Annotated in this window: 11 protein-coding genes; 10 read left to right on the forward strand and 1 reads right to left on the reverse strand. The window is 54.0% G+C overall.

What is annotated here, in order from left to right; translation table 11 throughout:
- Positions 1–7: 7 nt before the first annotated feature.
- On the reverse strand, positions 8–277 hold the full coding sequence (gene rpsT, locus I656_RS13660; RefSeq protein ID WP_011231991.1) for a 30S ribosomal protein S20: 270 nt from the start codon (positions 275–277) through the stop codon (positions 8–10).
- 182 nt (positions 278–459) lie between these two features.
- Here rpsT and gpr point away from each other — a divergent pair, with 182 nt between their 5' ends.
- The 10 genes from gpr to prmA all read left to right on the forward strand — a co-directional run bounded on the left by gpr (position 460) and on the right by prmA (position 12,431).
- Positions 460–1,578 carry a GPR endopeptidase gene (gene gpr, locus I656_RS13655; RefSeq protein WP_011231990.1) on the forward strand — a complete coding sequence of 373 codons (1,119 nt, stop codon included), beginning with the start codon at positions 460–462 and terminating at the stop codon, positions 1,576–1,578.
- A 74-nt stretch (positions 1,579–1,652) separates the two neighbouring features.
- Positions 1,653–2,852, forward strand: a complete 1,200-nt coding sequence (gene spoIIP / locus I656_RS13650; RefSeq protein ID WP_020753789.1) for a stage II sporulation protein P — start codon at positions 1,653–1,655, stop codon at positions 2,850–2,852.
- Between the two features lie 12 nt (positions 2,853–2,864).
- Complete coding sequence (locus tag I656_RS13645; RefSeq protein WP_011231988.1) at positions 2,865–3,203, forward strand: YqxA family protein; 339 nt, start codon at positions 2,865–2,867, stop codon at positions 3,201–3,203.
- A gap of 257 nt (positions 3,204–3,460) precedes the next feature.
- Complete coding sequence (gene lepA / locus I656_RS13640) at positions 3,461–5,290, forward strand: translation elongation factor 4 (protein WP_015375443.1); 1,830 nt, start codon at positions 3,461–3,463, stop codon at positions 5,288–5,290.
- Positions 5,291–5,364: 74 nt separating this feature from the next.
- Entirely contained in the window at positions 5,365–6,504 is a 1,140-nt protein-coding gene (gene hemW, locus I656_RS13635) for a radical SAM family heme chaperone HemW (RefSeq protein ID WP_015375442.1), read from the forward strand.
- Positions 6,505–6,587: 83 nt separating this feature from the next.
- Positions 6,588–7,622 carry a heat-inducible transcriptional repressor HrcA gene (gene hrcA, locus I656_RS13630; protein ID WP_033004709.1) on the forward strand — a complete coding sequence of 345 codons (1,035 nt, stop codon included), beginning with the start codon at positions 6,588–6,590 and terminating at the stop codon, positions 7,620–7,622.
- Between the two features lie 98 nt (positions 7,623–7,720).
- A complete protein-coding gene (gene grpE / locus I656_RS13625) occupies positions 7,721–8,362 on the forward strand; it encodes a nucleotide exchange factor GrpE (RefSeq protein WP_015375440.1) in 642 nt (213 codons plus the stop codon).
- 23 nt (positions 8,363–8,385) lie between these two features.
- On the forward strand, positions 8,386–10,209 hold the full coding sequence (dnaK, locus tag I656_RS13620; RefSeq protein ID WP_011231983.1) for a molecular chaperone DnaK: 1,824 nt from the start codon (positions 8,386–8,388) through the stop codon (positions 10,207–10,209).
- A 129-nt stretch (positions 10,210–10,338) separates the two neighbouring features.
- The gene (dnaJ, locus tag I656_RS13615; RefSeq protein ID WP_020753793.1) at positions 10,339–11,487 is read left to right on the forward strand and encodes a molecular chaperone DnaJ; all 1,149 of its coding nucleotides are present in this window, start codon (positions 10,339–10,341) and stop codon (positions 11,485–11,487) included.
- A 5-nt stretch (positions 11,488–11,492) separates the two neighbouring features.
- Positions 11,493–12,431 carry a 50S ribosomal protein L11 methyltransferase gene (gene prmA / locus I656_RS13610; protein ID WP_020753794.1) on the forward strand — a complete coding sequence of 313 codons (939 nt, stop codon included), beginning with the start codon at positions 11,493–11,495 and terminating at the stop codon, positions 12,429–12,431.
- Positions 12,432–12,438: the final 7 nt, after the last annotated feature.

The following is a 12,438-nucleotide window of genomic DNA, read 5'->3' on the forward strand; positions in this document are numbered from 1 at the left end:
TTTTTGATTAGGAAGCTTGGATGCTGTTCAATTTTTTCGCTAAGCGCGATTTTTGCCGGCTGGCGGCGTTTTTATGGATAAGGCCTTTGCTTGCAGCTTTGTCTAATTTTTTCGACGCAATAATGAACGCCTCGCGCGCTTTTTCCACGTCTTTCAATTCAACAAGCGCTTCAAATTTTTTGATCGCCGTACGCATGGCCGATTTCATCGAGGCGTTGTGAGCCCGGCGCTTTTCGCTCGTTTTCGCGCGTTTGATCGCTGATTTGATGTTAGCCACGTTCGTTCACCTCCGTTACCGTTCCTATTTCTGTTGTGAACAACAGGAAGAACAAGTGTTATTCTATCAAACGTGTTTGGATTATGCAAGAGTGTTCAAGCGAAAATCCTTTACGAAACATGAATGACCGGGCCTGATTGCGGCGACAATAAAAGAAAACGGCAGAAATGGGGAGGAACGACATGGAACAGCCGCTCGATTTACGCCAGTACTCGGTGCGCACGGATTTAGCGATCGAAGCGCATGAGATCGCACTCGAGGAGCGCTTGCAGCAAAAACAAGAAAGCGCCGCGCCGATTGAGGGGGTCATCATTCATGACGAGGAGATCAACGGCGTCAAGCTGTCGCATGTGCATGTCACGGAACAAGGAGCGGCCTCGATCGGCAAAAAGCCGGGCCACTACGTGACGATTGAAGCGCAAGGCATCCGCGAACAAAACACCGAGCTGCAGCAAAACGTGCAGCGCATTTTTTCCGAGCAGCTCAGCGCCTTTTTCAAGCGGCTCCGCATCCCCGATCAAGCGAGCTGCTTGATCGTCGGGCTCGGCAACCAAAACGTCACCCCGGACGCGCTCGGGCCGCTCACGGTGGAAAACGTGCTTGTCACCCGTCATTTGTTCCAGCTGCAGCCGGAAAGCGTCGAGGAAGGCTTCCGGCCGGTGAGCGCCCTTGCTCCGGGGGTGATGGGGACGACCGGGATTGAAACGAGCGACATTATCGACGGCGTCGTCCGGAAAACAAAGCCGGATTTTGTCATTGTGATTGACGCCTTGGCTGCCCGCTCGATCGAACGGGTCAACGCGACGATTCAAATTTCTGACACCGGCATCCATCCTGGCTCCGGGGTCGGCAACAAGCGGAAAGAGTTAAGCTATGAAACGCTTGGCATTCCGGTCATTTCGATCGGCGTTCCGACGGTTGTCGATGCGGTCTCCATCACGAGCGACACGATCGATTTCATTTTGAAGCACTTCGGCCGCGAAATGCGCGAAGGGAAACGGCCGTCAAGCGCGCTCGCTCCGGCGGGCTGGACGTTTGGGCGCAAACGAAAATTGACGGAACAAGACATGCCGTCGCCGCAAGAACGGTCGACGTTTCTTGGCATGGTCGGCACGCTTGGCGATGAAGAAAAGCGGCGTCTCATCTATGAAGTGCTCGCCCCGCTCGGGCATAATTTGATGGTGACTCCAAAAGAGATCGATTCGTTTATCGGCGATATGGCCAACTTATTAGCCGGCGGCTTGAATGCGGCGCTGCATCGGCAAGTCGACCAAGGCAATGTCGGCTCCTACACCCATTAAACAAAAAACAGTTCTATCTTTTCCCGCTTGGCCATACGTTAAACTGAGGAGACAAGCCGGGAAAGGGTGGGAATATGAAACGATGGCGCTCCCCAAACGTCATGATCGCGATTCCAGGAGCCAGCATAAAGAAACTGTTGATGCTCATCATCCTTGGCTGCATGATGATGTTTATGCTTGTCGGAGCGCTCACATCGCTGCGGCCGGAATACCGTCCGTCGTCATCATCGCTGAACGATATGGCGGCCCATTTTCCGGAAGAGACGTTCATTCGTCTGTTCGCCTTGGAAAATCGATATTTTGCGCAGCTGCTGCCGAAAGATCGGCGGCAGACGAATTACTCATCGCTATTGTTCCGCCTGGCGACGAGCATCAATCCCGATGACCCGCGCAGCCTGCTTGGCAGCGAGCTGCCGGGCTTTGCCCTTTATGACAGCAAAATTCTCATCGCTGGTGAAGGAACGGATTATACGAACATGCCATACGAATCAGCGCCGCCGCTTGAGGCGATGCTTGCGGAACGGCAAGCCTCGGTCGATGAACTCGAACAAGCAAACAAGAACGAAGATGAAAAACCGGTTCCCCCGCCATCGCAGACGACCGGAGGGAAAAAAGTGGTCTACATTTACAATACCCATACGCATGAGTCGTTTTTGCCGGCGCTCAAAGGGGTCACTGACCCGGATTTGGCGTTTCACCCGACGGTCAACATCACAAAAGTGGGGGAAAAGTTAGCGGAAGAACTGGAAAAGCGCGGCATCGGGGCTGAAGTGAGCAAAATCGACATTGTCAGCGAATTGTTAAAGAAAGGGATGAAATACTCCCAATCGTATGATATGTCCCGCCAAACAGTGGTCGCAGCAATGAAGCAAAATCGTGACTTGCACTACTTCATCGATATCCATCGCGATTCGCGGCGGCGGAACTATACGACGGCTACGATCAACGGCGTTGATTATGCGCGTGTCGCATTCATTATTGGCGGAGAAAACGCGACATACGAGAAAAACTTGCAGCTGGCTACCGCGTTGCATCAGTTGCTGCAAAAGAAATATCCAGGGTTGAGCCGCGGGGTGATCGAGAAAAAAGGAGCCGGGACGAACGGCAAGTTTAATCAAGATTTATCGGAAAACGCGATTTTAATTGAAGTCGGCGGTGTTGACAATACGTTTACGGAGTTGTTTCGTTCCGTGTCGGCGCTCGCTGACGTATTCAGCGACTATTATTGGCAGGCGGAAAAAGTCGAAGCGCCGGCTCCGGCGGAGAAAAAGTAAAGGAGCGTCACTATGGCACGATGGTTCATCCGCTTTACTCTAGCGATCTTTCTTCTTTTTTTCGGCGTGTTGTTTGGCATGCAAGAGGCGCATCGCGGCATGGAACGGATGCGCGGTTATGCCGATCCGTCGTTTCCATCCGTCATCGATATGAAAAAAAGGGAAAATGGTGAGGTGGAAGCGGCGGTGTTTGGCCGGCCGGTCGTTGCTGGAGATTTAGGAGAAAAGCAAGAAACGATTCGCGAGCTGAAAACGTTCAACTTGTTCTCTAGGCTCGGCCAACTTTTTGCCGATGCTGTCACCGCGCTCATGGAAATGCTGTTTTCGCTCGTCGGCCGGGTGTTGGACTAGCCCGTTCATGTGCGGACGAAACAGGAACGTGCCGTCACAATGGCGGCTTTTTCTTTTTTACGCCGTCCGCCGGCTGGAGCACAAAGTGCTGCGCTTTCCATATTGTCGATTGTTTTCTTGGCGCGGCTCTTTCTGTTTCGCGTCTTTCCGGAAAGCTCGAACGGCGGCTTGGCTTTTCGTTCATCATTGAATCTTCTTCGCGCTGTTGCTATAATCAAAGCTAGTGTAGTTTTGCGAAGAAGCAGGAGTGAGAGACGATGAACCGGGAAGAACGGTTGAAACGGCAGGAACGGATCCGCAATTTTTCGATTATTGCCCACATTGACCACGGAAAATCGACGCTGGCGGACCGCATTTTGGAAAAAACGGGGGCGTTGTCGGAGCGCGAATTGCGCGAGCAGACGCTCGATACGATGGAGCTTGAGCGCGAGCGCGGCATCACGATTAAATTGAATGCGGTCCAGTTGACATATAGAGCGAAAAATGGCGAAGAGTACATTTTCCATTTGATCGACACGCCGGGCCATGTCGACTTTACGTACGAAGTGTCGCGCAGTTTGGCTGCCTGCGAAGGGGCGATTTTGGTCGTCGATGCGGCGCAAGGCATTGAAGCGCAGACGCTCGCCAACGTGTATTTGGCGATCGACAATAATTTGGAAATTTTGCCGGTCATTAACAAAATCGATTTACCAAGCGCCGAACCGGAGCGTGTGCGTCAAGAAATTGAGGATGTCATCGGCTTGGACGCCTCTGACGCGGTGCTTGCTTCGGCCAAAGTCGGCATCGGCATCGAAGAAATTTTGGAAAAAATCGTCGAAAAAATTCCGGCTCCCTCGGGAGATCCGGATGCGCCGCTGAAAGCGCTCATTTTTGATTCCCTTTATGACCCGTACCGCGGCGTTGTCGCCTATGTCCGCGTCGTCGACGGAACGGTGAAGCCGGGACAGCGCATTAAAATGATGTCGACCGGCAAAGAGTTTGAAGTGACGGAAGTCGGCGTGTTCACGCCGAAGCAAAAAGTCGTCGACGAATTGACGGTCGGTGATGTCGGCTATTTGACTGCCTCGATTAAAAACGTGAAAGATACGCGCGTCGGCGATACGATCACCGATGCCGAACGGCCGGCAGCTGAACCGCTCCCGGGCTATCGGAAGCTCAATCCGATGGTGTTTTGCGGGATGTATCCGATCGATACGGCGCGCTACAACGATTTGCGCGAGGCGCTCGAGAAGCTGCAATTGAACGATGCGGCGCTCCACTTTGAGCCGGAAACGTCGCAGGCGCTTGGGTTCGGCTTTCGCTGTGGATTTCTCGGCTTGCTTCATATGGAAATCATCCAAGAGCGGCTCGAGCGCGAATTTCATATCGATTTGATCACGACCGCGCCGAGCGTCGTTTACAAGGTGCATTTGACCGACGGAACGGAAGTTGACGTCGACAACCCGACGAACATGCCCGACCCGCAAAAAATCGACCGCATTGAAGAGCCGTATGTGAAAGCGACGATCATGGTGCCAAACGACTATGTCGGGCCGGTGATGGAGCTGTGTCAAGGAAAGCGCGGCACGTTTGTCGATATGCAATATTTGGATGAAAAGCGCGTCATGCTCATTTACGATATTCCGCTCTCCGAGATCGTCTACGACTTTTTCGACGCTTTAAAGTCGAACACAAAAGGGTACGCGTCATTCGACTACGAATTGATCGGCTACCGGCCGTCCAATCTCGTCAAGATGGATATTTTGCTAAACGGCGAAAAAATCGATGCCTTATCGTTTATCGTTCATCGCGACTCTGCGTACGAGCGCGGCAAAGCGATCGTTGAAAAGCTGAAAGATTTGATTCCACGCCAGCAATTTGAAGTGCCGGTGCAGGCGGCGATCGGCAACAAGGTCATCGCCCGTTCGACAATCAAAGCGTTGCGCAAAAACGTGCTCGCAAAATGTTACGGCGGCGACGTGTCGCGGAAGCGGAAGCTGCTTGAGAAGCAAAAAGAAGGAAAGAAGCGGATGAAACAAATCGGGTCGGTCGAAGTGCCGCAAGAAGCGTTTATGGCCGTCTTGAAAATCGACGACCAGAAAAAATAACGAGCAAGGCTGTCTCCGTTGGGGATAGCCTTGTTTGTTTCCTGCGGCGCCGCCGGCTGAAAGGAGGAGGACCGATGGCCGTTTCAGCGTATTTTCATATTCCATTTTGCGCCCATATTTGCCATTATTGCGATTTTAACAAAGTATTCGCCGCCGGCCAGCCGATTGACGACTATTTGCGGGCGATGGACAAAGAAATGGCGTGGACGGCGGCGGAATTTGGCAGCCAACTCAAGACGCTGTTTATCGGCGGCGGTACGCCGACGGTGCTTGAGCCGACGCAGCTCGGCTGTTTGCTTGCGAGCATCCACCGCCATTTTCAGTTTGACCCACAAACGGCCGAATTTACCGTCGAAGCCAACCCGGACGGCTTGACGAAAGAAAAGCTCGCTATTTTGCGCGATGCCGGAGTGAATCGGCTGAGCCTGGGGGTGCAGACATTTGACGATCAGCTTCTGCAAACGATCGGCCGCACGCACCGGCGAGGCGACGTCATACGGGCTGTAGCGTTGGCCAGAGAAGTCGGGTTTCAGAACATCAGCATTGATGTCATGTACGGTTTGCCGGGGCAGACGCTTGAGCAGTTTACGGCCGATTTAGAAGCGGCGTTTTCGCTTCATGTGCCGCATCTTTCTGCTTATTCCCTCATTTTGGAGCCAAGGACGATTTTTTATAACGAATGGCGGAAAGGGCGGCTCCGTCTACCGGGCGAAGAGATGGAAGCCGAGATGTACGAAGCGGCGATGGAGCAGATGGCTGCCGCTGGCTATCGGCAATACGAAATCAGCAACTATGCTTTGCCGGGATTTGAAAGCCGGCACAACTTGACGTACTGGAACAATGAGGAGTACTACGGCATCGGCGCTGGGGCGCACAGCTATATCGATGGGGTGCGGCGGGCGAATATCGGCCCCATCCGGCATTACATCAGCGCGATCGAACGCGGCCAATGGCCGCACCGCGATGTGCGCCGCTTGACCGTTCGCGAGCAGATGGAAGAGGAAATGTTTTTAGGGCTGCGCAAGACGGAAGGGGTGTCCAAAGTCTGCTTTCGGCAAAAGTTCGGCCGCGACCTCCATGACATATTTGGCGCGGCGATCCGCCGGGAAATCGAAAACGGACGCCTCGAGGAAACGGAGACTCACATCCGCTTGACAAAACGGGGCAAGCTGCTCGGCAATGAAGTGTTTGCCGCGTTCCTTTGCGAAATGTAAACATTGACATTTGCCGGGCGATTTGCTACCCTAGTAGTAGATTTAGCACTCGAATTGTTCGAGTGCTAACAGAGGTGAGACACGTGCTAACGGACCGCCAACTGCTGATTTTGCAGGTGATTATCGACGATTTCATTCGTTCTGGGCAGCCGGTCGGTTCGCGGACGTTATCGAAAAAGCATCAAATCGCGTTCAGCTCGGCGACGATCCGCAATGAGATGGCGGATTTGGAGGAGCTCGGCTATATTGAAAAAACGCACATTTCTTCCGGCCGTGTGCCGTCGGAAAAAGGGTACCGCTACTACGTCGACCATTTGCTGCCGCCGCAGCGGCTGACAAGGGCGGACATTCAAAAAATCCGCTCTGTGTTTGCTGAGCGCATCTATGAGCTGGAAAAACTGATGCAAAAGTCAGCGCAAATTTTATCCGAGCTGACGAACTATACATCCATTGCGCTCGGGCCGACGTTTAAAGAAAGCAAACTGAAGCGGATGCAAATCGTTCCGCTCAACGAGCAGACAGCTGTCGCCATCGTCGTGACGGACACCGGCCATGTTGAAAACCGGGTCGTGACGATTCCGTCATCAATGGACGCAGGCGACCTCGAAAAAATGGTCAACATTTTCAACGAGCGGCTCGCCGGCGTTCCGCTCATGGATTTGAAAGAAAAAATGGAGACGGAAGTGGCCGACGTAATGCGCCGGCACATCCGCAACTACGACAGCGTGCTCAATACGCTCATGGAGACGCTCGATGCCCCTGAAGAAGAAAAAGTGTTTTTCGCTGGCAAGGCGAATATGCTCAACCAGCCGGAGTTCAGCGACATCCAAAAAGTGCGCCCGCTTCTGGACATCATTGAGCAGGAAAAAGACATTTATCGCCTGCTCCGCAAGCAAACCCAAAAAGGAGTGCGGGTTTCGATCGGGCATGAAAACGAACTGCGCGGCATGGAAAACTGCAGCTTGATTACAGCGACCTATTCGGTCGGCGATGAGCCGCTCGGGGCGATCGCGATTCTTGGTCCAACGCGCATGGAATACTCGCGCGTCATCACGGTCTTAAACCGTGTCGCTTCCGATTTGTCGGCCGCGCTCGCGAAATGGTATCAAAGTCAATAAGAATGGCCATATTGGATAACGGATGGATCGCGCATCCATCCTTTCCTTGTGGCCATTGATACATAAAAGGGAAGAGCCCCGGCAGGGAGGTGAAAGCGATGGAGCAAGGAGAAAAACAAGTGATGGAACAAGCTACATACGATGAGCCGGAGCGGGAGCAACCGATCGAGGAAAAAGCCGCCCCGCAGCCCGAGGGGGAATCAGGCGGCGTTCCGCTTGAAGAGGCCGGTGGGGAGGAAGCGGCGGAGCCGGCGGAAAAAGCGCCAACGGCCGAGGAGTTGGCGGCGGCCAAGGCGCAGATCGCCGAATTGAAAGCGAAGCTTTCAGAGATGGAACACCGGTATCTCCGCCTGTACGCCGATTTTGAAAACTTCCGCCGCCGGACGCGCCAGGAGATGGAAGCGGCTGAAAAATACCGCGCCCAAAGCTTGGCGAGCGATTTGCTTCCGGTGCTTGACAACTTTGAACGCGCGTTGAAAATAGAGACGGACAACGAACAGGCGAAATCGATTTTGCAAGGGATGGAAATGGTGTACCGGTCGCTTGTTGACGCCTTGAAGAAAGAAGGCGTCGAGGCGATCGAGGCGGTCGGAAAGCCGTTTGACCCTTATTTGCACCAAGCCGTCATGCAGGCGGAAGCGGAAGGCTATGAGCCGAACACGGTTGTTGAGGAGCTGCAAAAAGGTTATAAGCTGAAAGACCGCGTGCTGCGGCCCGCCATGGTCAAAGTAAGCCAATAAACGGAAACGGAGGGTGATCAGTGATGAGCAAAATTATCGGCATCGACTTAGGAACGACGAACTCTTGCGTCGCCGTGTTAGAAGGCGGCGAAGTGAAAGTCATTCCGAATCCGGAAGGAAACCGCACGACCCCGTCGGTCGTCGCGTTTAAAAACGGCGAACGCCTAGTCGGCGAAGTCGCCAAACGGCAAGCGATCACGAACCCGAACACGATCATCTCGATCAAGCGCCATATGGGGACGGATTACAAAGTCGAAATCGAAGGGAAGCAATATACGCCGCAAGAAATTTCGGCGATCATTTTGCAATACTTGAAGTCGTACGCCGAAGACTATTTGGGCGAGCCGGTGACGCGTGCGGTCATCACGGTGCCGGCGTATTTCAACGACGCCCAGCGCCAAGCGACGAAAGACGCCGGCCGCATCGCCGGCCTCGAAGTCGAGCGCATCATCAACGAGCCGACGGCCGCGGCGCTTGCTTACGGCCTTGATAAAGAAGAAGACCAAACGATTCTCGTCTATGACTTAGGCGGCGGGACGTTTGACGTCTCGATTTTGGAGCTTGGCGACGGCGTGTTTGAAGTGAAGGCGACGGCCGGCGACAACCATTTGGGCGGCGACGACTTCGACCAAGTGATCATCGATTATTTGGTCAATCAGTTCAAGCAAGAGCACGGCATCGATTTGTCGAAAGACAAAATGGCGCTCCAACGCTTGAAAGATGCCGCGGAAAAAGCGAAAAAAGAGCTGTCCGGCGTCACGCAGACACAAATCTCGCTTCCGTTTATCAGCGCCAATGAAAACGGTCCGCTCCATTTGGAAATGACGTTGACAAGAGCGAAATTTGAAGAGTTGTCCGCCCACCTCGTCGAGCGGACGATGGGGCCGGTCCGCCAGGCGCTTCAAGACGCCGGCTTGACGCCAGCCGATATTGATAAAGTCATTTTGGTCGGCGGTTCGACGCGCATTCCAGCTGTCCAAGAAGCGATCAAGCGCGAGCTTGGCAAAGAGCCGCACAAAGGCGTCAACCCGGACGAAGTCGTTGCCATCGGTGCGGCGATCCAGGGCGGGGTGATCGCCGGCGAAGTGAAAGATGTCGTCCTGCTTGACGTGACCCCGCTTTCGCTTGGCATTGAAACGATGGGCGGCGTATTTACGAAACTGATCGAACGGAACACGACGATCCCGACAAGCAAATCGCAAGTGTTCACAACGGCGGCTGACAATCAAACGACGGTCGACATTCACGTCTTGCAAGGAGAGCGCCCGATGGCGGCGGACAACAAATCGCTCGGCCGCTTTCAGCTGACCGGCATTCCGCCGGCGCCGCGCGGCGTGCCGCAAATTGAAGTGACGTTTGATATTGACGCCAACGGCATCGTTCACGTGCGCGCCAAAGATTTAGGAACGAACAAAGAGCAGTCGATTACGATCAAATCGTCGTCCGGCCTGTCGGAAGAAGAAATTCAGCGCATGATTAAAGAAGCGGAAGAAAACGCCGAAGCCGACCGTAAGCGGAAAGAAGCCGCCGAGTTGCGCAACGAAGCCGACCAGCTCATTTTCATGACCGACAAAACGTTAAAAGAAGTCGAAGGAAAAGTGAGCGCCGATGAGATCAAGAAGGCGCAGGATGCGAAAGAGGCGTTGAAAGCGGCGCTCGAGAAAAACGACATCGACGACATCCGCAAGAAAAAAGACGCGCTGCAAGAAGCGGTGCAGCAGCTGTCGATCAAGCTGTATGAACAAGCAGCGAAACAGGCGCAAAGTGCAGGATCGCAAGGCGGCGCTGCCAATCATAAAGACAACGTGGTGGACGCCGAGTTTGAAGAAGTGAACGACGATAAATAATGCAACCGAAAGTCAAAGTCAGGCCTGCCTTGGCTTTGACTTTTTTTCTAGCATTGACATATTGCCTTGCCGCAGAGGGAAATGATAAAATTAAATTTATGTGAGTGAATCGGGAGTGGATGATCAACGATGGCGAAGCGCGATTATTACGAGATTCTCGGCGTCAGCAAAAACGCGACGAAAGACGAGATCAAAAAAGCGTATCGAAAGCTTTCGAAGCAGTATCATCCAGATGTGAACAAAGCCCCGGACGCCGCGGAGAAGTTTAAGGAAATTAAAGAGGCGTACGAAGTGTTAAGCGATGATGAAAAGCGGGCCCGCTACGACCGCTTCGGCCATGCCGACCCGAACGAAACGTTTGGCGGCGGCGGATTCCAAGGCGGAGGGTTTGATTTCGGCGGCTTTAGCGGCTTTGGCGGTTTTGAAGATATTTTTGAAACGTTTTTCGGCGCCGGTCCGCGCAGGCGGACGAGCGGTCCGCGCAAAGGCGCGGATGTCGAGTATATGATGACGCTTACGTTTGAAGAAGCGGCGTTCGGAAAAGAAACGGAAATTGAAATTCCGCGGGAAGAGACGTGCGACACGTGCCAGGGCAGCGGAGCGAAACCGGGCACAAGCCCGACGTCTTGTCCGCATTGCCACGGCAGCGGGCAAGTGACAAGCGAACAAGCGACGCCATTTGGCCGCATCGTCAACCGCCGGACATGTCCCGTCTGCGGCGGCACGGGCCGGTACATTCCGGAGAAATGCCCAACGTGCGGCGGCACGGGACGCGTCAAACGGCGGAAAAAAATTCACGTCAAAATTCCAGCCGGCGTCGACGACGGCCAGCAGCTGCGCGTCGCCGGCCAAGGGGAGCCAGGGGTCAATGGCGGGCCGCCGGGCGATTTGTACATCATCTTCCGAGTCGAACCACATGAGTTTTTCAAACGCGACGGCGACGATATTTATTGCGAAGTGCCGTTGTCGTTCGCCCAGGCGGCGCTCGGCGATGAGATCGAAGTGCCGACGCTCCATGGCCATGTAAAGCTGAAAATCCCGGCCGGCACGCAAACGGGCACGCGCTTCCGCTTGAAGGGAAAAGGGGTGCCGAACGTGCGCGGCTACGGCCAAGGCGATCAGCACGTCATTGTCCGCGTTGTGACGCCGACGAAGCTGACCGAAAAGCAAAAGCAGCTGTTGCGCGAGTTTGATCGGCTCGGCGGAGACACGATGCACGACGGGCCGCACGGCCGTTTTTTTGAGAAAGTCAAAAAGGCGTTTAAAGGAGAAGCGTAAGCGCGATGAAATGGTCAGAAATCAGCATTCATACGACGCATGAGGCGGTCGAGGCGATTTCGAACATTTTGCATGAAGCGGGCGCCGGCGGTGTCGTCATCGAAGACCCATACGATTTGGTCAAAGAACGGGACGACTGGTACGGCGAGATCGTCGAGCTCAACCCGGACGACTATCCGGAAGAAGGGGTGATCATTAAGGCATATTTGCCGGTCAACAGTTTTCTTGGCGAAACGGTCGAACAAATTAAGCAGGCGATTAACAATTTATGGATGTATGATATCGACCTTGGCAAAAATAAAATTACATTGAGCGAAGTAAATGAAGAGGAATGGGCAACGGCGTGGAAAAAGCATTATCACCCGGTGAAAGTGTCCGAAAAGTTTACGATCGTGCCGACGTGGGAAACGTACGAGCCGGCGTCTCGTGATGAGCTGATCATCGAAATGGATCCGGGCATGGCGTTTGGGACCGGCACGCACCCGACAACGGTCATGTGTCTGCAGGCGCTTGAAAAGTACGTGCGCCCCGGCGATCATGTCATTGACGTCGGCACCGGCTCCGGCATTTTAAGCATCGCCGCGGCGATGCTTGGCGCTCAGTCGGTGCGGGCGCTCGATTTGGACCCGGTGGCGGTCGACAGCGCGCGGCTGAACGTGAAGCTCAATAAGGTGCAGCATATCGTAACGGTCTCACAAAACAATTTGCTCGACCATATCGAGGAACCGGCTGATGTGATCGTCGCCAATATTTTAGCGGAAATCATTTTGCGCTTTACTGGTGACGCCTACCGGTTGTTAAAGCCAGGCGGCCGCTTCATCACGTCTGGCATCATTCAGGCGAAAAAGCAGGACGTCAAAGACGGGTTGCTTGCCGCCGGCTTTGCCATTGAGGAAATCAACGTGATGGAAGACTGGGTGGCGGTTGTCGCCATGAAACCGTAAGCAAAGA

The organism is Geobacillus sp. WSUCF1 (genome assembly GCF_000422025.1).
GTDB lineage: Bacteria > Bacillota > Bacilli > Bacillales > Anoxybacillaceae > Geobacillus > Geobacillus zalihae.